The organism is Agromyces sp. Soil535, assembly GCF_001428255.1.
Taxonomy (GTDB): domain Bacteria; phylum Actinomycetota; class Actinomycetes; order Actinomycetales; family Microbacteriaceae; genus Agromyces.
Genome location: NZ_LMRW01000001.1, coordinates 33,921 through 58,989, shown reverse-complemented (window position 1 = coordinate 58,989; position 25,069 = coordinate 33,921). Strand labels below are relative to the sequence as shown.

At 69.4% G+C, this 25,069-nt stretch carries 20 protein-coding genes; 9 read left to right on the top strand and 11 right to left on the bottom strand.

Features of this window, described 5'->3' with window-relative positions:
• Nucleotides 1-257: 257 nt before the first annotated feature.
• The gene (locus tag ASG80_RS00250; protein ID WP_056727324.1) at nt 258-1,265 is read right to left on the bottom strand and encodes a LacI family DNA-binding transcriptional regulator; all 1,008 of its coding nucleotides are present in this window, start codon (nt 1,263-1,265) and stop codon (nt 258-260) included.
• 400 nt (nt 1,266-1,665) lie between these two features.
• Here ASG80_RS00250 and ASG80_RS00245 point away from each other — a divergent pair, with 400 nt between their 5' ends.
• The 5 genes from ASG80_RS00245 to ASG80_RS00225 all read left to right on the top strand — a co-directional run bounded on the left by ASG80_RS00245 (nt 1,666) and on the right by ASG80_RS00225 (nt 7,120).
• Entirely contained in the window at nt 1,666-2,718 is a 1,053-nt protein-coding gene (locus ASG80_RS00245; RefSeq protein WP_056727321.1) for a LacI family DNA-binding transcriptional regulator, read from the top strand.
• Nucleotides 2,719-2,796: 78 nt separating this feature from the next.
• Entirely contained in the window at nt 2,797-4,083 is a 1,287-nt protein-coding gene (locus ASG80_RS00240) for an extracellular solute-binding protein (RefSeq protein WP_056727319.1), read from the top strand.
• A gap of 62 nt (nt 4,084-4,145) precedes the next feature.
• The gene (locus ASG80_RS00235) at nt 4,146-5,129 is read left to right on the top strand and encodes a carbohydrate ABC transporter permease (RefSeq protein WP_082589607.1); all 984 of its coding nucleotides are present in this window, start codon (nt 4,146-4,148) and stop codon (nt 5,127-5,129) included.
• Nucleotides 5,130-5,228: 99 nt separating this feature from the next.
• Complete coding sequence (locus ASG80_RS00230; protein ID WP_082589696.1) at nt 5,229-6,062, top strand: carbohydrate ABC transporter permease; 834 nt, start codon at nt 5,229-5,231, stop codon at nt 6,060-6,062.
• Nucleotides 6,063-6,133: 71 nt separating this feature from the next.
• Nucleotides 6,134-7,120 carry a glycoside hydrolase family 68 protein gene (locus tag ASG80_RS00225; RefSeq protein ID WP_056727314.1) on the top strand — a complete coding sequence of 329 codons (987 nt, stop codon included), beginning with the start codon at nt 6,134-6,136 and terminating at the stop codon, nt 7,118-7,120.
• A gap of 9 nt (nt 7,121-7,129) precedes the next feature.
• Here ASG80_RS00225 and ASG80_RS00220 read toward each other — a convergent pair whose 3' ends face one another.
• From ASG80_RS00220 to ASG80_RS00195, 5 genes are all read right to left on the bottom strand, one after another.
• A complete protein-coding gene (locus ASG80_RS00220; RefSeq protein WP_082589606.1) occupies nt 7,130-9,121 on the bottom strand; it encodes a DNA/RNA non-specific endonuclease in 1,992 nt (663 codons plus the stop codon).
• Between the two features lie 37 nt (nt 9,122-9,158).
• Nucleotides 9,159-12,434: an ATP-binding protein gene (locus ASG80_RS00215; RefSeq protein WP_082589605.1), complete on the bottom strand. Its 3,276-nt coding sequence runs from the start codon at nt 12,432-12,434 to the stop codon at nt 9,159-9,161.
• On the bottom strand, nt 12,431-14,245 hold the full coding sequence (locus ASG80_RS00210) for a serine protease (protein WP_056727310.1): 1,815 nt from the start codon (nt 14,243-14,245) through the stop codon (nt 12,431-12,433). Before ASG80_RS00210 ends, ASG80_RS00215 begins: the two co-directional genes overlap by 4 nt.
• Nucleotides 14,246-14,603: 358 nt before the next feature.
• Nucleotides 14,604-15,446, bottom strand: a complete 843-nt coding sequence (locus tag ASG80_RS00200; RefSeq protein WP_162256573.1) for an alpha/beta fold hydrolase — start codon at nt 15,444-15,446, stop codon at nt 14,604-14,606.
• Nucleotides 15,447-15,642: 196 nt separating this feature from the next.
• A complete protein-coding gene (locus ASG80_RS00195) occupies nt 15,643-16,458 on the bottom strand; it encodes a hypothetical protein (protein ID WP_235507878.1) in 816 nt (271 codons plus the stop codon).
• A 209-nt stretch (nt 16,459-16,667) separates the two neighbouring features.
• On the opposite strand from ASG80_RS00195, the gene ASG80_RS00185 reads away from it, so the two are divergent.
• The 3 genes from ASG80_RS00185 (at nt 16,668) to ASG80_RS00175 (ending at nt 18,009) form a co-directional block, all read left to right on the top strand.
• Complete coding sequence (locus tag ASG80_RS00185; RefSeq protein WP_056727300.1) at nt 16,668-16,979, top strand: hypothetical protein; 312 nt, start codon at nt 16,668-16,670, stop codon at nt 16,977-16,979.
• Nucleotides 16,979-17,644 carry a TetR/AcrR family transcriptional regulator gene (locus ASG80_RS00180; RefSeq protein WP_056727298.1) on the top strand — a complete coding sequence of 222 codons (666 nt, stop codon included), beginning with the start codon at nt 16,979-16,981 and terminating at the stop codon, nt 17,642-17,644. The genes ASG80_RS00185 and ASG80_RS00180 overlap by 1 nt, the downstream gene beginning before the upstream one ends.
• A 137-nt stretch (nt 17,645-17,781) precedes the next feature.
• Nucleotides 17,782-18,009 (top strand): hypothetical protein, encoded by a 228-nt coding sequence (locus tag ASG80_RS00175; protein WP_056727297.1) that lies wholly within the window; start codon nt 17,782-17,784, stop codon nt 18,007-18,009.
• A gap of 213 nt (nt 18,010-18,222) precedes the next feature.
• Here the strand turns inward: ASG80_RS00175 and ASG80_RS00170 are convergent, their stop codons facing one another.
• The 3 genes from ASG80_RS00170 to ASG80_RS00160 all read right to left on the bottom strand — a co-directional run bounded on the left by ASG80_RS00170 (nt 18,223) and on the right by ASG80_RS00160 (nt 20,752).
• The gene (locus ASG80_RS00170) at nt 18,223-19,269 is read right to left on the bottom strand and encodes an AI-2E family transporter (RefSeq protein WP_235507870.1); all 1,047 of its coding nucleotides are present in this window, start codon (nt 19,267-19,269) and stop codon (nt 18,223-18,225) included.
• Nucleotides 19,270-19,473: 204 nt separating this feature from the next.
• Nucleotides 19,474-20,007: a hypothetical protein gene (locus ASG80_RS00165; protein ID WP_056727295.1), complete on the bottom strand. Its 534-nt coding sequence runs from the start codon at nt 20,005-20,007 to the stop codon at nt 19,474-19,476.
• A 139-nt stretch (nt 20,008-20,146) separates the two neighbouring features.
• A complete protein-coding gene (locus ASG80_RS00160; RefSeq protein ID WP_056727294.1) occupies nt 20,147-20,752 on the bottom strand; it encodes a hypothetical protein in 606 nt (201 codons plus the stop codon).
• A gap of 147 nt (nt 20,753-20,899) precedes the next feature.
• Between ASG80_RS00160 and ASG80_RS00155 the strand changes: the two genes are divergently transcribed.
• Entirely contained in the window at nt 20,900-22,201 is a 1,302-nt protein-coding gene (locus ASG80_RS00155) for a CdaR family transcriptional regulator (RefSeq protein ID WP_056727292.1), read from the top strand.
• Between the two features lie 231 nt (nt 22,202-22,432).
• Here the strand turns inward: ASG80_RS00155 and ASG80_RS00150 are convergent, their stop codons facing one another.
• Together ASG80_RS00150 and ASG80_RS00145 are read right to left on the bottom strand one after the other, a co-directional pair.
• Nucleotides 22,433-23,533 (bottom strand): NAD(P)-dependent alcohol dehydrogenase, encoded by a 1,101-nt coding sequence (locus ASG80_RS00150; RefSeq protein WP_056727291.1) that lies wholly within the window; start codon nt 23,531-23,533, stop codon nt 22,433-22,435.
• Entirely contained in the window at nt 23,530-25,023 is a 1,494-nt protein-coding gene (locus ASG80_RS00145; protein ID WP_056727290.1) for an aldehyde dehydrogenase, read from the bottom strand. Before ASG80_RS00145 ends, ASG80_RS00150 begins: the two co-directional genes overlap by 4 nt.
• Nucleotides 25,024-25,069: the final 46 nt, after the last annotated feature.

Below are 25,069 nucleotides of genomic sequence, written 5' to 3'. Positions count from 1 at the left end.
GTTCGAAGCGGCCGTCGCTGTCGGCGCCCTCGCCGAGGAGCTACAGCCGCTCACGGGCGGCGGCTGCCATCCCCGTGGCTGCGCCTGGCGTGCCGATGGCAGGTCTTGCGTCGAGGCACACCAGAGCAGGACTACTCACCCGAGAGGACTAATTCGGGTTAGTGGATCAGACTCTAAGGGTGCCTGTCTCCCGCGTCAAGATCCTGTGACACGGGATTCCGCCGCACCCACGGGCGTCTGGCCCGGTTCGGCCGACTTCAGGAGCCGGCGCGCCGGCGGGCCGGTGCCGCCGTGGAGTCGCGCATCACGAGCGGGCAATGCACCAGGGTGCGGCCGTTCCGAGCAGGGCCACCAGCGGCCAGCTGCTCGGCCGCCAGCCGTCCCATCGCGGGGTACGGGAGGCGCACCGTGCTCAGGGCTGGTCGGATCTCCGCCGCGAGTTGGAACTGATCGTCGTACCCCATCACCGAAACGTCCTTGGGCACGCGGATGCCCGCCTCCACGAGGCCCAAGAGCGCGCCCACGGCCATCCGGTCGTTGCCGCACATGATCGCGGTCGGCAGGCGGTTGCGCCGCAGCAGCGTGCGCACCAGCTCGTAGCCGGAGTCCGCGTGATAGTTGCCGGACAGCACGATGTGGTCGCGCGGGTTGAGTCCCGCGCCGCGCAGTGCATCGCGAAAGCCACGCAGCCGGGCTTTGGTGGCCCACTGGCTGGGCTTACCGGTGAGGTAGGCGATGTCGCGGTGCCCGAGCTCGAGCAGCGCCTGGGTGGCCTCGCGCCCGCCCCGTACCTCGTCGGGCAGGATTGCGGGGGTGGAGTCGTGCGAGGTGAAGCAGTTCAGCAGGATCGTCGGAACCCGGCGGGCCGCGTCCGGGAGCACCACCGGCCTGGTGCCGACCGCAGCGAAGATCAGGGCGTCGACCTGCCGGTCGAGTAGCTCGACGATCAGTTGGGCCGCCTGATGGTTCGAGCCGCCGGTGTTGACCAGGAGCAGCAGATTCCCCTGGCGGATGCACACTTCGTGTGCTCCCTTGATCGCAGAGGCGGCGAATTCGCCGAAGTCGACGTCGTGATTGACGAAGCCGATGGTCGCGCTGCGTCCCTGCCGCAGCCCCTGCGCGGCACGGTTGGGGCGGTAGTCGAGTTCGGCGACCGCTTGCAGGACGCGTTGTCGGGTTTCGTCGCTGATCGTCTGCCCGGCCGTCCGGTTGACGACGAAGGAGACGGTCGCCGGGGAGACGCCGGCCAGGCGTGCGACATCCACTCGGCGTGATCTCCTCGCCGCCGGTCGGTCGCCTCCTTGGGTTGACATGCGGCAAGAGTACAAGCCGGTCCGCCCAGAGTCCGGCGCGGTGGGGCCGGACAAGTGAGGCAGAAGTGCTCCTCGCGAACGCGTTCACCATGCGCCGGCCCTGAGGCGGCCGCGTCTCCGCGCTCATTCCCGCGACTGCTCTCGCGAGCCCATCGTGGCCCGTTGCGCCAGCGACGCTCCAGCCTCACTCCAACCGCATTCCCCGCCGCTACCCGCTGCTCGGCCGGGTTCGCGCCGCGTTTCCGCCGCGACCCGCACGATCCAATTTCCCTCTTGACATCGATGTCAGCGTGTTGCACACTGTCGCTCAATCGTTTTAGCAAACTCACGAGGAAGTGGAGGTGTCATCGAAATGCCACGAGTTCGAATCTCGGATGTCGCCGCGGCGGCCGGTGTGTCGACCTCCACCGTCTCACTTGTGATGAACGACCGTGACGCCAGAATCCCCCCTGAGACCCAGGCGCGAGTGCGGGCGGCGGCGGACGAGATGGGGTATACGCCGAACTCCGTCGCCCGCGGCCTCCGGACGCAGACCACCCGCACCATCGGGCTCGTCTCCGACACGATCGCCACGACGCCATACGCCGGCCGCATGCTCGCGGGCGCCCAGGATGTCGCGCGCGAGCACGGTCACCTCGTGATCCTCGTCGACACGGGCGCCGACGCCGATGTCGAACGCGAGGCGATCCGCGCCCTCGCCGACCACCAGGTGGACGCGCTCGTCTACGCGTGCATGTGGCACCAGGTCGTCAGCGCGCCCGATCACCTGCCGGCCCGCACGGTGTTCCTCGACTGCCGGCCGGTCGACGCCGGGCACCCGGCGGTCGTGCCCGATGACCGCGCCGGCGGCGCCACCGCCGTTCGGGAACTCGTGGCGGCCGGCCACCGCCGCATCGCCTTCGTCGACGTCGACGAGGCCCCCGCGCCGATCGCCTCTGGGCTCCGCTTCGAGGGGTACCTCGAGGTGCTCCGCGAGGCGGGCATCGCGCCCGACCCCGCACTGCACGTGCGAGGCGCCGTCTCAGCGGCGGGCGGGCGCAGCGCGACGGATCTGCTGCTCGACCTCCCCGACGATCGCCGCCCGACGGCGCTGTTCTGCTTCAACGACCGTATGGCGGCGGGCGCGTATGTCGCCGCGCGCCACCGTGGTCTCGACATCCCGCGTGACCTGTCGATCGTCGGCTTCGACGACCAGCAGCTCGTCGCGGCCGAGCTCGACCCGCCGCTCACGACGGTGGCCCTGCCCCACTACGAGATGGGGCGATGGGCGACCGAGGTCGCGCTCGGCGTGCGGACACCGGATGACCCCGGTGCCGTGCGCCTGATGGAGTGCCCGATCATCCGACGGGACTCCGTGGGCCCGCCGCCGGCAACGGGTGGTGACCCCAGCCGACGGCGGACTTGACGAAACCCAGCAGACCGCCGAAGGCGGTCGCCGAGTGGTACCCGACCTGGACGTCGGGCACCGTGAAAGGAATCAGCAATGAAGCGCAGATCCCTCCCAGTGATGGTATCCCTGTGCGCTGCGTCGGCCCTCGCGCTGACGGCGTGCGGGCAGGCCGGCCAGGGTGGCGGGTCCGGAGACGGACCTATCGAGCTCACGATGTGGACGCATTCGGCGGGGAACCCCGCCGAGCTCGAGGTGTACGACAAGATCATCACCGACTTCAACGCCTCGCAAGACGAGTACGAGGTCGTCGAGGAGGCGTTCCCGCAGGGAGCGTACAACGATGCGATCACCGCCGCCGCCGCCGCGAACGACCTGCCGTGCCTCCTCGACATGGATGGCCCCATCATGCCGAACTGGGCGTGGGCCGGGTACATCCAGCCGCTCGACCTGCCCGCGAGCATCACCGACGAGCTCCTGCCGACCGCGGTGGGCACGTACCAGGATGAGATCTACTCGGCTGGATACTGGGATGCCGCGCTGTCGATCTTCGCGCGCAAGTCGGTGCTGGACGCCAATGGGATCCGCATCCCGACGGTCGACGAGCCGTGGACGATCGACGAGTTCGACGCCGCGCTTGCGACGCTCCAGTCGGCCGGATACGCGACGCCGCTCGACATCGGCGCCGAGGACACGGGCGAATGGTGGTCGTACGCGTACTCGCCGATGCTGCAGAGCGCCGGCGGCGACGAGATCGACCGCGACTCGATGCTCTCCGCGGACGGCGCCTTGAACGGACCCGAGGCCGTCGACTTCTTCACCTGGTTCCAGAACGCTTTCAAGAAGGGCTGGACGAGCAGCGCCGGCACGATCGGCAACCAGGAGTTCGTCGACGACGAGGTCGCCCTGAGCTACACCGGCGTCTGGAATGCGCTGGCGTCGATCGAGGCGGTCGGCGACGACCTGCTCATCCTGCCCCCGCCGGACTTCGGCACCGGACCGAAGATCGGCGGCGGCTCCTGGCAATGGGGCATCTCCTCGTCGTGCAATTCGCCCGAGGGCGCACGCGCGTACCTGGAGTTCAGCTTCAAGGACGAGTACCTCGCCGAATTCGCCGACAAGCAGATCGTGATTCCCGCGACGGCCGGCGCCGAGGCCCAGTCGCTGCACTTCAAGGAAGGCGGCGATCTCCGCCCGTTCGTCGAGCTCTCACAGAAGTTCGCGCTGGCACGCCCGGAGACCCCCGCATATCCCGTGATCTCGAGCACGTTCGAGAAGGCCGCGAAGGACATCATGAACGGTGCCGATGTGCAGTCGACCCTCGACGGTGCGGTGCAGGAGATCGACGCGAACATCGAGTCCAACGACGGGTACGGCTTCTAGGCCGACCTCCTGAGCGGTGGGGGCGGCGTGGCCGCCGCCCCCACCGGATCGGATCACTCATCATGCTCCAGACGACGACGCACAGCGCGGTCGCGGTATCCGCGGCTCCCACAGTGCCGCCCTCCGAGAAGACCGGGCGAACCGCGCGCGCACGACGGCGTTCGAACCCCGCGGTGCGTCGAGAGCGGCGTGCCGGCCTCGCCATGGCGGCCCCCGCGGCGCTGTTGCTCATCCTCTTCCTCATCATCCCCGTCCTCCTCGCCTTCGGCCTGTCCTTCAGCAACGCTCGCCTGATCTCGCCGAATCCGCCACGGCTCGTGGGCATCGACAACTTCCTGCGCGCCTTCAGCGACCCCGTCTTCCTGCGCTCGACGCTCAACACCTTCGTGTTCGCCGCGGTCGTCGTGCCCGTGCAAGCCGGGCTCGGGCTGCTGCTCGCCGTGCTCGTCAACCAGAAGATCCGCGGCGTCACCGCGTTCCGGGTCATCTTCTTCATCCCGGTGGTCACCTCGATCGTCGTCGTGTCGATCCTCTGGAAGTTCATGTACCAGCCGGACGGGCTCATCAACTCGTTCATCGACTCCATCACGTTCGGCGCCTGGCAGGGCACCGCGTGGCTCAACGACCCGAACACCGCCCTCGGCGCCATCATCGTGCTCTCGATCTGGCAGGCCGTCGGATTCCACATGCTGATCTGGCTGTCGGGGCTCCAGACCATCCCCGAGGAGCTCTACGAGGCGGCGCGCATGGACGGCGCGAGCTCTTGGCAGCAGTTCGCGAACGTCACGTGGCCTGGGCTCCGCTCGACGATGGTCTTCGTGCTGGTGACGATCACGATCGCCGCGCTCGGACTCTTCGTGCAGATCGACGTGATGACACAGGGCGGGCCGGTCAACTCGACGTCGACGCTCGTCTACCAGGCCGTGCGCAAGGGCTACCGCGAGCAGGAGATCGGCTATGGCGCCGCGATCTCGCTCATCTTCTTCGTGCTGGTGCTCATCGTCTCCGTCGTGCAGCGCTACCTCACTCGTGACAAGGAGGACTGAGCCGTGACCACGCTCACCCGCAACATCTCAGAGGTACGCCGGAGCAACCTCGGCGAGCGGCAGTTGCGTCGCCGTCGCCGCACCTGGACGTACCTCGCGATGGCGGCTCTCGCCGCCTTCTTCCTCTTCCCGCTCGTCTTCATGTTCGTCTCGAGCCTGAAACCCGACGGGCAGATCCTCTCCGACTCCGACTCGATCCGGGCGTTCCTGCCCGTCGGCGACATCAGCCTCGACAACTACGCCGGCGTGTTCGATCGCGTGCCGGTCGCGCAGTTCATGTTCAACTCGATCTTCGTCACCGTGTCGATCGTCGGGCTCGGCCTCGTCGTGAACTCCATGTGCGGTTTCGCGCTCTCGCGCCTGCAGTGGAAGGGCCGCGGGCTCGTGCTCGCCCTCATCATCGCGACGCTCATCATCCCGTTCGAGACGATCGCGGTGCCGATGGTCTACTGGGTCTCGAAGCTGCCGACCCTGGTCTTCGAGGATGGGCTTCTGAAGTACGACTTCGGATGGCTGAACACCTACCAGGTGCAGATCATCCCGTTCGTCGCGAACGCGTTCTCGATCTTCCTGTTCACGCAGTACTTCTCCACGATCCCGAAGTCGATCGACGAGGCCGCGCGCATCGACGGCGCCGGCTGGTTCACGATCTACCGCCGCATCATCGTGCCGCTCTCGGGTCCGGCGTTCGCGACGGTCGCGATCCTCACGTTCCTGCCGGCGTGGAACTCCTACCTGTGGCCTCTCATGGTGGTGCAACAGGAGGAGTTGCGCCCGGTCATGGTCGGCATGCAGTACTTCTTCCAGCTGAACACCGCGTGGGGCGAGGTCATGGCGTACACCTCGATGATCACGCTGCCCGTGCTCGTGGTGTTCCTGGCCTTCCAGCGTGCCTTCGTGTCGAGCGTCGCCGCGAGCGGCGTGAAGGGCTGAGCCGCATGGCACCCGTGGCCGCCGCGGCATCCGCTCTCCGACTCTTCTCATTGCACTTCTGAAAGGTTGATGTGTTCGCGCTTCCCGACTCCTGGGTGTGGGACTTCTGGTTCGTCGACGACGGCGAGCGGTACCACCTGTTCTTCCTCTACGCCTCGCGTGCGTTGCACGACGCCGACGCCCGTCATTACCGCGCGTCGATCGGGCACGCGGTCTCCGACGACCTCGAGGAGTGGACACGCGTGGCCGACGCGCTCGTACGCGGCGATCCTCCGGCGTTCGACGACCTCGCGACGTGGACGGGCTCGGTCGTGCGGCATCCCGACGGCACGTGGTTCATGTTCTACACGGGCACGAGCCTGACGCCCGATGGCAACGTCCAGCGCGTCGGCTACGCGACGTCGACCGATCTCATGGAGTGGCAGAAGTCGACCACGAACCCCGTCGCGCAGGCCGACGCACGCTGGTACGAGACGCTCGGCTCGGGCGAGTGGCGCGAAGAGGCCTTCCGCGACCCGTGGGTGTTCGCAGATCCGGCGGGCGACGGATGGCACATGCTCATCACCGCGCGCGCGAACACCGGGCCCGCCGACGACCGGGGCGTCGTCGGCCACGCCGTCTCGCCCGACCTGCGGAACTGGGAGGTGCGCCCGCCGCTCAGCGAACCCGGTCAGGGCTTCGGTCACCTCGAGGTGTTCCAAGTCGAGGTGGTGGACGGGCGCCCGGTGCTGCTCTTCTCCTGCACGGCGCCCGACCTCGCAGAGAGCCGGCGTGCGACCGGCACGACCGGCGGCATCTGGGCGAGCCCAGCGGCATCCGTGGTCGGACCCTACGACCTCGCGGGTGCACGACTCGTCACCGACGAGTCGCTCTACGTCGGGCGCCTGCTGCGCCGGCGCCACAACGGCGAATGGGTGATGTTCGCGTTCCACAACCTTGCCGCCGACGGCTCGTTCGTGGGCAGTATCAGCGACCCGATGCCCGTGGGGTGGGAGGGTCACGAATTCCGCGTGATTCCGGAGGCCATCTCAGTAAGGGGTGAGCTCCGCCAGGGGTGAGTCCGCAGGCTACACGACCATCTGGTCGAGCGAGGCCAGCGGCAGGAAGAGGGGCTCGTTCGAGGCGATCGCCTCGGTGCCGCTCTCGGTCTGGGCGAGCGGATCGGCCGCGACGTACGTCGACAGGTCGAGGCCGGTCGCGAAGGCGAGGTCGGCGACCGAGACCTGGAACGTGCGATATGCGCCCAGCACGAAGCCCTCGACCGCCTCGACGCGCGAGCGCTTCTCGAGCAGCTCGCGGATGAGGTCGCCCTGGCTGAGGAGGTACGCCGTCGCGTGGAGCTTCCCGCCGCCCGCTGCGGGCATCACGACGAGCTTCCAGAACTCCTGGGGAATCGCCACGCCGTTCGGGAGCTTCGGATCGCCGGCGCGCAGGATCGGCCCGGTGAACACGCAGGCGCGGAACCCCTCGGTGCGGGCGCTGTCGAGGATGTAGTTCTCCAGGCCCTGCCAGAGCTGCTTGCCCTGGTTGAGTCGCGAGTGCTGCACGGCGGCGTTCGTGTAGTGGAACGTGTCGTCGTTCGCGAGCTTCGCGAGCGCGGTCACGTCGCCGACGCCGGTCGCCGCGGTGTCCCAGTTCGGGTCCTCGCGCCGCACCATGTGGCCGCGGTCGATCTCGGGATCCGCGTAGTCGTCCTTGGTGAGCTGGGCCGCGACGGGGATGCGCTCGTCGAGGAACCACTTGTCGCCCTCCCGTTTGATGCGCACCGGGTGCTCGCCGTCGATGTTGACCGCCGTCATCAACGGCTGCCGCCGGGCGAGGTGGTACTTGACGCCGAAGTGCGTGTAACGGAGCTCGAATGGGCTGTCGCCGACCTCGTCGCTGGGGTGGGCGAGCGCCTGTTCGAGCGAGGCGGGCATGACCGGCCAGGGCGCGGCGAGTCCGTCGCCGAGGAACCCCGGCTCGTAGCCCGCGCGGCCGTCGAAGAAGCCGGCGGCGTGCGAGCCGTCGGCCGCCGCCTCGGGGTGCGCCTCGGATGCCGCCTCGAACCCCGCGGCGAGCACGGGGCGTTCACCGGCGGCGAGCCGGCGAAGCGTGCCGACGCCGACGGCACTGTTCTCGACGCCGTACAGCCCCGAGTAGTGCAGGCCGACGACCGTTCCGTCCTCGAGGCTGAGGAGCGGCGAGCCCGAATTGCCGCCGAGGCTGGTGCAGTCGTGGGTCAGGGCCTTCCTGCCGCGGAGCCCCTGCATCACGAATCCGGGCGCGAACCGCTTCACCTCGAACAGGTCCTTGAAGTAGCGGGCCTGGTCGCCGGGATCGTTGCGCGGGTCGTACGCCGGATACCCGATGAGGGCGACGCGCAGGCCCTCCTCGGCCTCCGCGTCGGCGAGCGGCAGGGCCGACGGCAGGCCGTCGCCGGAGATGCGAAGCAGGGTCACGTCGGGGGAGGTGTCGTCGGCGAGGTAGACGACCTCCGTGACCTCGAAGGGCTTCGCGTCGCCGGGGTTGGAGCCCACCTCCTCCTTGAAGTCGATCTCGGCTCCGTACCGCAGCCCGCTCACGGGCGAGCGCAGGAAGATGCCGCTCCCGTCGTCGGCTCGTTCGGCGACGATCTTCGCGACGTGCCGGTTGGTCGCGATGACGCGGGTCGACGCACCCTCCTCCGAGATCACCCAGCCGGTACCGCCCCACGCCATCGAGTGGTTGACGAACTCGACGCGGCCGACCGATTTCACGCTCCGTTCGACGCCCTTGATGAGGGCGTCGGTGTCGGCGGGGAACTCGGGCAGGGGCTCCAGCTCGACCATGTCGTTCCGGACGATGAGCGGCGGCCGCCCGATCTTCCTCACGATCGCCTCGAGGGCGTCGACGGGCATGACGCTCTCGAGTGCGCCGCCCTGGTCCAGTCTCTCGGCGGCCCGCGTGGCGTCGATTTCGGCCGGGAGGCGGCCCTCGGTGATCGCCTTCTCGACCTCGGCGCGCAACGCAGGTGACTCCTCGAGCCGCCTGCGGACGTCTCCGATCCGTCGCTCCTCGTCGTCGTGTTCGTTCGGCATGATCGTTCCCTTCCTGTGCTGGGTAGCGTGATGCGGCTCAGGCCGGCCGCTGGGGGCGGGGTGGATGCTGCGGCCTCGGCGACCGACGCGTCCCCGGCGGCCGGCGGCCGCCGAGGAGCACGACGGCGCCGGGCACGAAGGCGCTGGGAACGGTCCGCCGGAGCAGCACCGCTGCCGCCGCGGTCGGGTCGCCGTCGGCCGCGGCCTTCGTGGCCGCCCGGATCGCCGCGGGGGAGCGCTTGCGCAGCAGGCCGACGAGCTCATCGCCGCGGAGCCGGTCGGCGCCCCATGCCTCGAGTTCCGCGGTGGCGCGGTCGATCGCATCGGACTCCGCGAGCAGCGCGCCCAGCCGATCGGCGATCGTGACGTCGACCGCGCGGTCCCATCCGGGCGGTGCGCCCGCACGCCCGTACGACCATGCGCCCGCGATGGTGCGTCGCCAACGCTCCGCACTCTGCGCGACGAGGCCGAGGTCGCGGTCCCGTCGCACGTAGGCCGCCGCGCCGATGAGCTCGGTGAGCAGCCCGAGTTCGGTGAGGGCGCGCACGGCGAGCGACGGCGCGGTGTCAACGTAGTCGTGCAACGGCTCGGATCCCCGCGGGGCGAGGTTCCCGAGGTCGTTGAGCCGCTCCCGCACCGTCGCGGCGTATTCGCCGAGGTGCTCGTGGCCGGGCAGGCTGCCCATCGTGCCGACCAGTTCGGCGAAGGGCGTGAGCACGGCGAGCGATCGGGCCATGATCACGGCGGGGTCGGCTTCGCCGGTATCGACGGTCCCGGTGCGAGCGATGATCCGGTCCCAGCCGGGCGGAGACGCCGCCACGATCGCGGGCGCCGCTCCGTCCGAGCCGGCTCCCGCGCCGCCAGCCGCAGCTCCGGTGCCGTCGGGCGCGGCCGGAGCGGGATCCACTGGGCGCCAGCACTCGACCGCGACGCCCGCAGCATCCAGCGCCGCCCGGCGAGCACCGACGGCGACGCCCGCACGGTGGAGCGCGAAGCGCAACCCCGCGCCGGTGAGGGCCGTGAGCGACGGTTCGGCCGCCATGCGGGCCAGCCGCTCGGCGAGGGCGGTCTCGTCGCGGAGCGCCTTCGTCATCGCGTCGAAGTCGAACTCGGCGCCGAGCTCCGCACGACAGAGCTCGTCGAGCCGGTCGCGTCCCGCCGCCCCACTGGGGGTGGACTCGTCGCGGTGCCAACCGCCCTGCCCCGTGCTGAGTCGCTTCGCCTCCGACCACCGCCCGGATCGCCACAGGAACGTCAGCGCGGCATCCGCGTCGGCGCTCTTCGGATCGAGGGTCGCATCGGCGAAGGCGTGGTCGTAGAGGTAGTCGCCCTCGAGCCAGTCGGAGCGGTCGTTGATCGACCGCAGCTCCCGGGCCGCGTGCGGGTCCAGCGGCGCACCGGCTGCGGACCGCGTGCCGCGGAAGGCCGCCGACCGGTCGCCCAGGCTCCGGTGTACGACGTTCTGGGCCGCGGCCGGCAACTCTGCGGTGGCGGCGGCGTCGAACCGGGCCAGCACCCCGGGGTCGATCGTCGGCACTGCCGCCTCCCGGCGCATCAGCTGGAGTCGGTGGTACGCGGCGTCGACGGCGCTCCACGGCTCGGGTCGGGCATCGAACCAGCGCGCGGCGGAGCTGTCGATGCGCGCCGATCTCGCCGGCGCCGCCTCGTACAGGAGCGGGAGGAGCCGCGCGCGCAGGTCGGGGCGAGTCCGCACGAAGCCGTCGGCGACGGGATCGGGCTCGACCAGCCAGTCCTGGCCCGCCAACGCCTGTGCGAGGTGCTGGGCCCGCTGCGGGGTGAGCCGCCCGAGGCCGACCCGGGGTGCGATGACCTCGCGGATCACGTCGGCGTCGAGGTGCCGCACGAGGAGACCGGCGGCGAGCCGCCTCAGGTCGTACTCGCCGGACTCCGACAGCAGGAGGCGGTACAGCTCGGCCCAGGTCGCGTCGCGCGACCGCGACGCCTTCGCGAGCGCATCGAGGCCGTGCTCGTCCGCGATCGCCGCGGCCAGTCGGAGCGCGAGCGGATCGCCCTTCGCGACCGATCGGATCGTCTCGAAGGCGGCGGGGTCGACGCCCAGGCCGGCCAGCAACCGGTCTGCGCCGACCTCGTCCAGGCCGCGCAGCGTGAGGTGCTCGCCGACGCGGGCGTGCGCGCGGCCCAGGGCATCTCCCCGACCGGCGCCGATGACGGCGATGGAGGTGCGCGCGACCGCGGCGAGCTGGTCGATCCAGTCGAAGAGACGGCCGGGGTGCGTCTCCCCGCGAGCGCGGAGCACTTCGAGGGCGTCGAGGATCAGGAGGATTCGGCGGGGCGGGTCGGCGAGCGCCTTCGCCAGCTCGATGCCCAGCTCCTCGGGGACGAGTTCCGGCGTGTCTCCCTTGAGCGGGGACCGGCCGGACGGCGCTCCCGCGGTCTGCAGCCGCACCTCTCCGATCCTCGCCTCGGCGCCCGGCACCTGGGCGGACACCTGCCGGGCGAACTCCATCGTGAGGCCGACCGCGTCCTGCACGTCGAGCCCCGCCCGGTCGAAGTCGAACCGCACGACGACCCAACCGTCCCCGTCGCCGAGCAGGCTCGCGGCGACCGACTCGAGCAGCGTCGACTTGCCGACGCCGGCCGGCCCGTCGACGTACATCGCCGCCGACGGGCGGTCGCCGACCGCGGTGTCGAGCCAACGGGTGATCCGGTCGAGTTCGAGGTCGCGGCCCAGGTCGCGTCCTCGGGCCTCGCCGCGCTCACCTGCGCCGACGGACTCGAGGAGCTCGAATCGGGTGAGTGCCGCCTTGACCTTCGCCAGTTGCTCGCGTTGCGGAGCCAGCGCCCCGGACCTGCCGAGACCGACGGCGAGGCGCTCGAGCATCGACTGGTCGGAGGCGTCGGCCAGCGCGGCCGAGACGGCATCCGCCGTGAAGATCCCCTCGCCGGCGATCGCATCGAGCAGGTCGATCGTGGGCTGGTCGTCGGCGGTCCTCCTGCGATCCGCGACCGCCGCATCCACCTGGTCGGCGCGGACGAGCGACTGGAGCGCGCGGCGGCGCTGCACGCCCCGCATGAGCCACTCGTGGCCCGCAGCGGTCGTCGCCTTGTCGCAGGCCTGCGACAGGCTCGCGGCGATCGCGGTGAGGTGCGCCGGATCGATCGCGTCCACGCCGTCGATGGTGCGCAGGGCTCGCACCGGATCGAACGGACCGGAGAGCGCAGCGTACCGCCGTGCGTGCTCGACGCCGTGGTCGACGACGGCGCGGCGACGCGCGGTCGCGGCATCCGTCGCCACAATCGGCGCAGCAGGCACGGCGTCGGGTTCGGTCATGGCGCGCCGCCGCCCTGCTTGCGGAGGAGCTGCAGGTAGGGCTGCAGTCGGGTCACGACGGTGCCGAGATCCGCGTCGGCGTACTCTCCGTTGAAGTCGGCGATGTCGAGCAGCGCCACGTCGACCCAGGAGCCGATCACCGCCGGATCGGCCCGGCCGACGAGGTCATTCGCCGCCAGGGTCAGGCAGTCGAGCAGGTCGTCACGCGTGAAGCCCCCGACGTAGTCGACCACCATGCCGGCCGGCCCGTCGGCCTCGGCCGCGGCAGGGCTGGAGAACTCGAGGCCCGCGAGCGGCATGGTCTCGAGGCCGGCCACCACCAGCCGGAGCCGGGGCTGCGCGAGGCAGGCGGCGACGAACCCCTCGACGTGCAGGCGCGCGGGCTCCGTCAGCGGCACGGAGGGGTTGTCGATGAAGAACCAGACCGTGCGCGAGGCCGACGCAGCCGCCTCGTTCACGGCGCTCGCGAGCCGGCTCGCCTCCTCCAGCGCCGCCGCCTCCGGGGCGGCCGGTCGAGCGGCATCCCCTGCCTCGGCCGGCGCGACCACCGGGATCCCCGCCGCTCGGACGCGCTGCGCGATGTCGGACACGAGGTCGGGAACCTGCTCGTCGAGGGGGATCGTGACGAGGAGGTGCTCGCCGCCGCGGCGCATGAGCAGCTCGCTCAGGATCCGGTACGAGAAGCCGAGGCCGGTCTCGTCGCCGGCCGCCGGCCGCCGCCGCCGCACTCGGATGCCGCGTACCCGTGTCGTGTCGCGCCCGGCCGCGGCGACGGATCTCACGAAGAGGTCTCGCGCGATCACGAGCTGCGAGCTCTCCCCGTCGAGATGCCAGACCGCGGTCGGGGCGACATCCGCGCTGACGAATCCGACGAGCTCGTCGCGGAAGAGCGAGAGGGGGACGAGCCGGCCGTAGTTGCCGATGCGGCCCTGATGCAGCCCGAGCAGCTCGAAGCGACCGTCGAAGCAGGCGCCGCCAGACGAACCGCTGTCGGTCTCCACATCGTGGCGGAGCCGTTCCGTGAGGTTGCGGATCTTCGAGGCCCTGCCGGGGCCGAGGCCGAGATTCGCGCCCTTCGGGAAGTCGAGGAGGAACACCGGCGACTTCGAGCCGACCGCTGGGGCGGTGGCCGGCAGGGTCGCGTACCCGAGGTGCCGCGCCGCAGGCGTCAGCAGCGACAGCAGCGCGACATCGTGGCGGTCCTCGACCTCGCTGTCGGCGCGAGGCGCGCGAGACCTCCACTCGCTGTCGCCGCACTCCGAGGCATACGTGAGGGGCACGCGCGTCTCGTGGGTGCTGCCGTCGGCGAGGACGACGCTCACCTTCGGCTCGGGATGCTGCTCGATGTTCGGGCCCTGGACCCGTACGACGTGCCATGCGGTGAGCACGAGACCGGGGCCGAGCAGGCAGCCGCTGCCCTTGAAGGTGCCGTCGACCTCGACCCGGCACCGGAAGGTCTGGGCTCTCACGGCGAACCTGGCCAGCTCCTCGAGGTCGACGCGTCCCGACGTGGGCCCGATTGCTTCGGCCGCCTCCGCGTCCGCCACCGCCCTGGCCACCTTCGTTCCCTCGTCGCCGAGCTGGACGCCGCGCGCCATCAGGGCCTGCGCGAACGCGTCGACCAGGCCTTCGGAGCGGAGCTGCCGGACGCAGAACAGCGCCGGATCCACGCCACCCACCTCGGCAGCGACGGTGAAGGCGTCGAGGTCTGCCGGAGCGCTGTCACCACCCTGCTGGATCGCCTTCACCGCCTGGTCGGCGACGGCGGGGGAGCTGCGGATGACCTCGACGAGGTCGTCGTCGGTCCACATCGCCCGCACCTCCCGCCTGCCGCTGATGATCGGGCGTCAGCCCTCTGGCTCGGGCCCGCTCCGATGAGCGGTCGCCGCACGGGACGACCGCGAGATGTCGCCGGATCGACGCCTTGAAGGGCGGCCCGCGAAGGTGAGAAGCGTCATGGACTCCCCCAAGTCGTTGCGCCTCGCGCGGCCGCCGACGTCCAGGAGGACGCCGAGCGCCGCGGTCATCTCACTCAATACCGGAGTCCGACTGCGTCCGCAAGAGTGGGAGCCCCGGAATCGCGCGGTTGGTGAGCCGATGTGAGTCGTGGTGAACGACGAATCACCAGGTGTCGAGGGGTGTGGTGCCGCCTCCTCACGGCCGACCGACCTAATGACCGGCAGTCGCGTGGGCGGCCAGAAACAACTCGAGCTCGTTGACGTACTGGTCGGTGTGGGTGAACAGAGCGCCATGTCCTGCGCCGCGAAGGATCCGGACGGTGGCGTGCGGGTATACAGCTTCGATCTCAGCGGCCTGCGCGGCGAAGGCCCTGTCACGTTCGGATTGCAGCAGCAGCACCGAACCAGCCCACGCGCTCAGGTCTCCCGGTATCGGGCGATGGTGGGCGGTGAAGTCAGCGATCGCGGCCGTGACCGCCACAAGGTGCGCCTTCGACAACTCGGTCTCGAGGATGTTGTGCAGCAGTCCCATCCAAAATCGCTTGTCCCCGCCGATGTCGGCGATCAGCACCTGCCAGGTCCGCCACATGAACCAGCGCACTACGGGGGCGGGCGCTGCCTGCAACAACCACCGCAGCACGGTGATCGGAGTCGGGCCGACGAAGTGGCGCACCCCCGTCTGGGCCAGGATCAACGTCGACACACGCTCGGGATGGGCACGCACCATGCACTGGGCGACGTACCCACCGAACGACGACCCGAACACGTGTGCCGCCGGGACTCGTTCAGCATCGAGAATGGCGGTGGCCCCGCGGACCAGTTCAGCCATGGACCTGGCTGGCGGGTACGCCGCCGCGATGACCTGGTACCTCCGGCCGAGCTCCTCGATCACTAGGAAGAACGGGTCCGGCACCAGAGTTCCTCCGGGCAGCAGCAGCACACTCGGCGCGTTCCGAGCGCCACCGAGGCGATAGCGCCAGGCCACGCCGTCCACGGCGGTTTCGCGGTATGGGTAGCTCCGCCGGAACGCTGCCAGACGATCAGTAAGATCCACGCCCGCATCACCCAGTCCCGGCTCGGATCGTGCTCCAGCCTACATGGTGCCGTGATGTGCCCCTTCGGGCACGCCCAGCCCTGCAGTGCGCCCGCGTACGTCGGGCTCGTGTCGAAGTCACCGGACTCGACCGCATTCTACGCCAGCGGGATTACCGGTCCGACGCCCCCCTCGCCGGCCAGAACCGGCATCGTCGTCATTCGTTTCGAACTGGATGTGCCTCGAAGGATCTCGCGTTGGTCGTCGCCGACCCCGGCGAACGCATCCGTCCCTGTCGGCCGCCGGAGCGCGAACGAGGTTCAGTCGTCGAACTCGCAGTGGTGGCATCGCGAAGGATCAGCGGGAGGACCTCCCGGACGTAGTCGGAATCGTGGAACGTGGATTCCTCGTTCAGCCCCAGTAGCCAGCCCTCGAACGAGCGCTCGTAGGTGTCGAGAATCACCCGAGCGAGAACGCGAGGGGGCCATGAGAACCGACGACCGAGCTTACCAAGGAGCGCGTGCAGGATGTCCACCAACACCGCGATCAGTGCGTCCTCCGAGCCCGCTACGGCATCACCGCCGTCCCGGCGACGTACGGCAGCGATCCTGCGTTCGACACGGATCATGAGCCCGGCGCGGTCGAGCGGGGACGACCGGGCCAGACAGGTCGCGGCCCGCACGAGATCGTCGGGGTCATCGCCCTCGGGGCGGAACTGCTCGATCATCCATTCCATGCGACTCGCGGCCTCGGCGACCAGGAGTCGGGCGATCTCATCCAGCAGGACATCGGGCGTCGGGAAGAGCACGCGGTACGCGTGGGGATGGATCCCGGCCTGCTTGCACGCGTCCTCGATGGTGGGCGAAGTCAGCCTTCCGTCGAAGGAGAGTGCGGCCCGGGCCGCCTTCGCGACCAGCAGACGGGAGCGCAGCTGGCGCTCGGCGCTGCGGACCGGAGCGAGCGTCCTAGGCACGATCGGCCGACGGCTCGGTGCGGTGCTCCAGCGCGGCGGAATCGCAGAACGGCGCGTCATCTTCCTGCGGCAGTATCCGCTGTCCTTCGATCCAGTGCGGATCCGTTCGCTCGGTCGTCTTGGTGTCGCACCGTTGCGAGATCCTCAACGAACCCTCTCCCTCCACCGAGGCCACCTTTGGGCTAGGACTCGACTGATGATATCATCTGAAGTGAAGATATCTTCAATCACGTGGAGGTGGTTGACTGGCAAAGCTCGAACAGACGGCGTTGAGCGGTGAGCTCCACGACACGCACAGCGATATGCACAGCGAGCAGGGAGCCCTGAGGGATGAGCATCCCGGTCGGTCCCGAAACCCGATCATCAAGGTCGCAGGCGCGGTCGCCGCCGTGGTTCGCCCGGACTTCACCGTCGCCATCGCGGGAAGCGACCCAGAACGGATGGTGGCGCGCCTCCCGGGCCTCGCATCGATGCGGACCGTCGCCGACCGGGCGCAGGCGCAGGGGTGCGGGCGTCGGCGGCCGGTTGATGCCGTCTCCCGGGCGCCGGCGACCAGCGAGTGCAGTATTCTTCAGGACTGATGACAGCGGAGACGCAGGGACGGGGAGGCGGCGCCCCACGAGGTGCCGCCAACCGTCTCGATCGACGGAAGGCGCGGACCCGGGCGGCACTCATCGAGGCAGCACAGGCGCTGCTCGCGGAAGGTCGCACGAACACGCCCGTCAGCGTCATCACGGAAGCCGCTGACCTCGGGACCGGCTCCTTCTACAATCACTTCGACACCAAGGAGCAGTTGTTCGAGGCTGCGGTCGCCGACGCTCTGGAGCGGCACGCCGACTATGTCGAAGAGCTGACGAGAGGACTGGACGATCCGGCGGCGGTGTTCGCCCAGAGCTACCGCCTCACCGGCCGCCTGCACCGGCAGCAGCCGATGTTGAGCAAGGTCGTGCTGGGCGACGGCCTGCGCTCCCTGAACTCCGCGGACGGCCTGGGGCCTCGCGCCCGCCGCGACATCCGGGCCGCCGCGGCTGCCGGGAGATTCCGGGTGGCCGACCTGGATGTCGCGATGATCACCGTCATGGGTGCCGCCCTGTGCCTGGGCCAGATGATCCACGATCGGCCGGAGGCCGACGATGCGTCCCTCACCGATCGGGTGACCGCCGACGTTCTCCGCGTGCTCGGCATGAGCGCTCAGGAGGCGGAGGCGCTCGCGTTCTCCCCGCTGGGGACTTCGTCGAGCGAGTGAGAGGTGCGGGCTGCGGGCGGCGGTCGTCAGGCCGCTCGGGGAGGTACGTGCCGGTGGCAGAAGTCGTTGGGAGATCGAGCCGAGCGTCTGACACGGACGCTGTGCGCTCGCACATGTTGCCGGCGTAACGTCCGATCATGAGTGACACGCACGGATCCAACCGCCCCGCGCGCGCCGTCCCCGACGCGCAGATGCACCGCTTCCATGCGGCCAACGCCGAACATCGCCATGTCGCGGCCTTCTGGGCGCAGTACGACCGGGCCCCTGAGAGCCCCCGCCGATGGTCCGACGCGGCCGCGGCGTACTGGCGGTCGGCCGCCACGATGCGGGTCGGCGTGGACCGGCACGAGTCGATGTACCGCTGAGGGCGTCGCGAAGATCTCCCCTCGAAGACCGGAGGATCCTCCCGTGACGGATGGCGACGCGGTTGCCTTGGGCATGGTCGCCCTTCGGAGCGGCCGGACCAACCGATGTGAGGGAGCGCACGCCATCACGTCTGCGTTGTCTCTCGACCGTCGGTCTCCTGTCCGTAGGTCTCTTGTCCGTCGGTCTCTTGTCCATCGGGCGCCAACACAGGGTCACCGCATTTCATCCGAGCGTGGTGCTGGCCGATCGCGCGTCTTCGGGCGTGCCCAGCGGGCGGGGAGGTTGTCGCCGTCCCACACTTGCACGACGCCCCAGGCCGCGGCAGTGAGCGGGACGGCGAGTAGGGCTCCTGTGATTCCGCCGACGGCCGTGCCCGCGGCGATGACGATGAGCACGACGAGGGCGTGGAGGCTGACCGTCTTGCCCATCAGGATCGGCTTCAGGACGTTCCCTTCGAGCTGATTGACGATGATGACGACGAGCACGACGAGTGCCGCGTTGAGCGGTCCGTTGGTGACGAGGGCAACCAGGGCGGCGACGGCACCCGCGCTCACGGCGCCGATGATCGGGATGAAGGCGAGCAGGAAGGTGAGGATCGCGAGCGGTACCGCGAGGGGGACCTGCAGGATGAGTAGGCCGATGAAGATTCCCACGGCGTCGAACAGTGCGGCGGCGGCGGTGCTGGAAATGTAGCCGCCGAAGACGTCGACGGTCTTGCGCCTGATGCGCTCTGCGCGGTCGTAGGCGATTCCCTCGAAGGGTCGGACGAGGAACTCCCACATCTGCGGGCCGTCTTTGAGGAGGAAGAAGAGGATGATCGCCATCATCCCGAGGCTCGCGCTGACTTCGGTGACGGCGCCGATTCCGCCGAGCGCCCCGGATCCGAACTCGGCGCTCGTGACGAAACCGCTGATCTGCTCCGTGAAGTCATTCAGCTGACGCTGGTCCGGTGAGAACGGAAGCGTCTGCACCCAGGCCACAAGGCGCTGGAAGCCGTCCTGGGCCTTGATCGCGAGCTCGCGCCATTCGTGGCCGACGGATCCCACGACGAAGACGAGAGCGCCGATGATCGCCGCGAGGAGGAACAGGAGTGCGAGCGCGGCGCCAAGGGCGGGCGGCAAACGGTGTCGTCGCGTCCACTCCATCCACGGTGCGAACGCCGCTGCGAAGATGAGCGCGAGCACAAGGGGGATCGTGACGATCGACAGGCGGCTGAGTAGCCAGACAAGTGCAACGACGACTGCACCGACGAGGAGCATCTGCGCCCCGCGGGTCCCGGCGCGCCCAAGACCGTCGCTCCAAAGCCGCGAAAGGGATGCCCGGGGGGAATTGGCCGGCGCGGAGCCGAAGGTCTCCGGATTCGCGCGATCCTGCTGTCCGCTTCGGACTATTTCGGTCGTGGGTTTGTCCAGGTAGCTACTTCGGAATCGCATGCTTGTCCTTCGTTCGCGAGATGTGGTGGGCTAATGGACGATGACCTTGAGCAGGACGACTCCGCCGACGGCACCCAGCTGGAGCAACAGGTAGCCCGTTTTCTGCCCCTTCGTGGTGGCGCTCCCGCGCAAGCCCCAGAGAACGAGGACGAGCTGGGTGACGGTGAGAGCCGCAATCGCGAGAGTCAGCCCCGTCCTCAGACTCCAGATGCCGGTGTCGCTGAGCAGCAGAAGAACGGCGGGCACGACGGTGATTTCCAGCGTGCGGATCGACGCTCCGAGGATGCGGCGCATCGTGCTACGCCGCGTTGCTCCTCCGCCCTCACTGGCGTGCGCGATCGTGTCGGCGACCAGGCCTGCGGCGAACAGTCCTCCCATGGTGCCGAGGAGGCTGCTCGCGGCGGATCGTCCGGTGAACGCCTCAGACGACGGGATCATGACCAACAGAGTGGCGACCCCGGTGATGGACGCGTACAGCGCCTCCCGGGCGTGCTGCGTCATCCGCGCCGGTCGTCTGCCGTGTCGGGCGCCGCCGGTCACGAGCACCTCTCGTTCGATCTCCATGTCTTCCAGTCCGTTCGCTTCTGGGTTCGGTTGTCAGGAGCCGACAGAGCAACTCCTCGCCGATGCCCTGAGGAGTCGCGGCGATCGGGGCAACCGTGCGCGCGGGAACGCGGCTCGGTGCCCCGATCGGCTCCTGGACTCAGGAGATGGCGAGCTTCTCCTTGAGGGCCGCCTTGCGCTCCGCGGCGTTCTGGCGGCGCTCAGCCTTCCGCTGTTCGCGCGCCACCCGGTCGGCTTCCTTCTGCGCCTTCCGGTAGGCGTCCTCTGCCGCCTCGAGCTCGGCGAGCACCACGTCGGCGGAACGCCGATACACGGTCCCGCCCTGCTCAGCCATCAGCTTGTCCACGACCTCGACGGCGTACTCGTTGACCTCCGCGACGACGGCCGTGCCGCCCAGGGGGATGTAGCGGCTGATCTCTCCGAGCACGCTGTCGGAGCGGTCCTCACGACGGATGTCGAAGGCCCCACCGACCAGCAGGCCTCCGGTCCACCCGAACAGCATCCCGATCGGGCCGCCGATGACGCCGATCATGAGCCCGATCAGGCTGCCTCCCCAAGTGGCGGCCCCACCCACGGCGTCGCCTCCCTCCGGGGCGTCGAGTCGGCCCTGCTCGTCACGGGTGACGATGCTCGCGGAGAGCACTTCGACTCGCCCCTCCAGCCCGGCGCCCTTGAGCTCGCTGAGCGCTTGATACGCATTGCTCCGGTCCTCGAAGGAGGCGGCGATGACATTGTGTTCGAACATATGGTTGTGACCTCCAGATCACGTCTTTGCGCGGCATTTCCGCGACATATCAACGTTCCCGTGGATCGGTATTCGGGTCATCGTGCGCTCTGTCGCAGCCCTCGACGCAACCATGTGCACTCTGCCCTCCTGGGTTAGGCTGACCGTGTGTCCATCGCGGACTCGATGGCGAAGGTCATCTCCACGCTCGATTGGGACAGTGACCCCCGACCGGCTCCGCTGGCCGTACACGAGGCCGAGCAACTCCGCTCCCGACTGGGAGACGGCGCAACCCGGTGGGTGGCCGGGGCCGTCGAACAGTCCCTCGCCGCACTGCAAGAGCAGATTCACGACTCGCTCGCACCGTGGCCGCTCATTCGAACGTTTGCCCAGCACGTTCTCACCGCGACCCTGCTCCGCCTCGCTGACGGGGACAGGCTGCCCGCCGACACGGAGGCGATCGATCGCGATCTCGCAGAAGACATCGTTGCGCGGGACATCCCTCTGTCGGATATCACCCAAGCACTGCGGAGCATGCAGCATGAGTGGCTGTCGCTCCTCATAGATGCCGCCGTAGGCGTGCGTCCAGACGGCATCAGCGTCGTCCCGGCGTTGGCGACATCCGTTACCGGAACGATGGATGCGTGGATCGGCGCAGCAACCGATGCGATCGTCGAGGAGCGCCGGCGTGTCTACCTGGCAGAGCAGGTTCGCATTCGAAGCGCGATCGAATCGCTGGTGACGGCAGAGCCCGTGGATGTCGAAGCGGCCACACAGTTGCTGCGGATCCCGCTGATCGGCTGGCACCTCAGTTGCGCGATCGGAGTACCGCCGGGAGGTGCGGTCGAACGGCGAGTTCTGGAAGGCATCGTGCATGTGTTTGCTCGGGTAGTCGGCAGCGAACGAATGCTGCGATACGAAACGAGCGCTGGGAAGGTTCACCTCTGGGTGACCACTGATCGCCCGCCGCGGACACCCCGAGTTGAGGATCTCCGCGTGCCGGCACCGCTGCTCGTCGGCATCGGCGAACCACACCCCGGAGCCGACGGATTCCGGCGAACCTTCCTGGAAGCTTCCGATGCGCTGCGGCTGGCCGCCAGTCTGGGCGTCAACGGCGGAGTCTCCTACGGCGACGTTGCGTTGGCGATCGTACTCAGCCAGGATGAGGAGCGCGCCCGCTGGTTCGTCGAGCATGAGCTTCGTGATCTGGCCACTGACAGCCCGGAAATGGCCGACATGTGCAACACACTCCGGACGTTCTTCGACACGCGGATGCGCATCGCTCCGGCAGCCGAACGCCTCTTTCTGCATCGCAACACGCTCATCAACCGGCTCGAGCGGATTCAGGCCGTTCTCGGACACGGCGTCGCCGAACGCCCGGCCGAGACCCAGGCAGCGCTCGTGCTTGCCGAACTCTTCATACGGCGTCTCGACGATCCAGCCACCAGGCGCGATGAGTACGGTGCTTGACCGACAAGTTCATTGCCCGAGTCCGTCGCCGCCTTCGAACTCAAGCGTGCAAAGACGAGCATGCTGCGCGTCCACGGTCGCCGGGGCGAACCGTGCCCGGAGTGCGGCGTCACCTCCGGTAGGTCACCTACTCCGACTCGGCGCTCCAATGCTGTCCTACCTGCCGGACCGGCGGCAAGCCGCTTGCGGATCGAGTGCTCAGCCGCCCGGTGAAGTGACGATCGCCCAAGCTCAGAACACGATCACGGGCTTGACGGTGACGCCGTGGTGCATGTCGTCTGCCGCGCGACCGATCTCGTCGAGCGGGTAGCGCTTCTCGAGCCTCTCGAGCGGCAGCTTCCCCTCGGCGTGCAGCGCGATCAGGCGCGGGATGAGCGTCGCCGGGTCCGTGTCGCCCATCGTGACCCCGCGCAGCACCTTCCCGGAGAGGATTCCCTGGATGTCGACGGCGATCTCGGTCCCAGGAGGCGGGGCACCGCAGACGAGCACCGTGCCGCGCACCGAGGCGGCATCGAGGGCTCCGCGCGCGACCCTCGGGTTGCCCGTGGTATCGAAGCTCAGGCTGACGCCGCGCCCGCCGGTCAGCGCGGCGAGCCGCGCCGCGACGTCCTCGGTGCCGGCGTTGATCGTCGCCGTCGCGCCGAACTCCTCCGCGAGCCGCAACCGCTCATCGACGAGATCGATCGCGATCAGCTGGGACGGATTCCGCTGCGCCGCCGCGATGACCGCTGACAGCCCGACGGCGCCGGCCCCGTAGACCGCGACGATGTCGCCCTCCCTGGGATCGAGCACGTTCCACATCGACCCGAAACCGGTGAGCACCCCGCAACCGAGAGGGGCGAGCACAGTGAGATCCGCCCCCGCGTCGACCTTCACGGCCGAGCGCTCGTCGGCGATCGCGTACTGGCCGAACGACGACTGGCCGAAGAAGTGGCTCGCGACGGGGGCGCCGTCCCGCGTGACGTCCGCCGAACCTTCCGGACGCAACATCCCCAGGAGGTTCCGCGGCAGCCAGGTCTCGCAGTAGGCCGGGTGGGCCGAGTCGCACGCCTCGCACGATCCGCACGAGGTGAAGCTCAGCAGCACCTTGTCGCCGACGGCGAGGCCCGTCACGCCCTCGCCGACACGGTCGACGATGCCGGCGCCCTCGTGACCGATGATCCCGGGCGAGGGGAAGGGGATCCCACCGGCGATCACGCCGAGGTCGGTGTGGCACAGGCCCGAGGCCACGAGCTTGACGAGCACCTCCCCGGGTCCGGGATCGGCGAACTCGACGGCGCTGACGACCAGCTCGCCCGGCGCCTCGAGGACGGCGGCGCGCCCCCTCGTCACTGGGCGGTCCCCTGCTCGAGGTTGAACACGATCGAGTGCGAACGCTGATACGAGGCCATCGCCTCCGGTCCTCCCTCGCGACCCCAGCCCGAGGCCTTGACCCCGCCGAAGGGAGTGGCGGGGTCGAGCAGGGCCCAGCCGTTCACCCAGGTGATCCCCGCCTCGAGCCGTGCGGCGACGCGGTGCGCCTTCGCCAGATCCGAGGTCTGGATGCCGCTCGCGAGCCCGTAGCGCGTGGAGTTGGCGAGTTGGATCGCCTCCTCTTCGGTGTCGAAGGGCTGCACGGTGAGCACCGGGCCGAAGACCTCCTCCGACACGGCCTCGGCGTCGGCGCCGAGATCGGCGAGCACCGTCGGGCGGTAGAAGAAGCCGTCGAGCTCGGCCCTCTCGCCTCCCGTGATCACCCGGGCGCCGGCCGCCTTCGCACGGTCGACCATCGCCGCGACCTTCTCGAGCTGGGTCGCGCTCGCGAGCGGCCCGATCACCGTCTCGGGATTCGTGATGTCGCCGAAGGGCACGTGCGGCACCGCCTCGGCGAGGATGCCGAGCACGACGTCGTAGATCGGACGTTCGACGAGGAGCCGGGGTCCCGCCATGCAGAACTGCCCGGTGTTGAAGACGAAGGCGGCGATGACGGTGCGCATCGCCGAGTTCAGGTCCGCGTCCGCGAAGAGGATGTTGGCGGCGTTGCCGCCGAGTTCGGCGGTGAACGGCTTGAGGGTGCTGCCCGCGAGCTGCGCCGCGTGCGCGCCGATCTCGGTCGAGCCGGTGAAGGCGACCTTGTCGACGCCCGGATGCGCGACGAGGTGATCGCCGATCGCGGCGCCCGAGCCGGTCACGACGTTGAAGACGCCGTCCGGCACGCCAGCCTCCTGCAGGATCTGCGCCATCAGAAGCGCGCTCAGCGGGGTGTCGCTCGCAGGCTTGTGCACGATCGTGTTGCCGGCGATGAGCGCGGGGGCGATCTTCGTGCTCGACAGGATGAGCGGGAAGTTGAACGGTGTGATCGCCGCGACGACGCCGAGCGGCTCCTTCTTGACGTAGACGTGCGTGTGGCCGGTGGTCTCGCGCACCGCGCCGTCGAGGTGGTGCCCGAGGCTTGCGTAGTACTCGTACAGCTCAGCGGCGTTGTTGACGTCGACGACCCGGGCGAACGTGATCGGCTTGCCGACGTTCGAGCTCTCCGCGTGGGCGAGCTCCTCGGAGCGCTCGCGCATGAGCGTGTAGGCGCGCTGCAGGATGCGCGCCCGTTCGCGACTGGACAGCCCCGACCACACTCCCGAGTTGAACGCGGCGCGCGCGGCCGCGACCGCGGCATCGACGTCGGCGGTCGTCGCCTTCGCGACCTCGGTGAGCTTCTTCCCGGTCGCGGGGGCGATCACGTCCATGCGGCCGCCGTCCGAGGCATCACGCCACTGCCCGCCGATGAACAGTCGTCCGGGCGGGAGGGCGGTGGTGGATGCGGACGTCGGGGTTTCGATGAGGGTCATGGTCCTGCTCTTCTCTGAGTGGTGGATGCGGTCGTCGCTCTGGTGC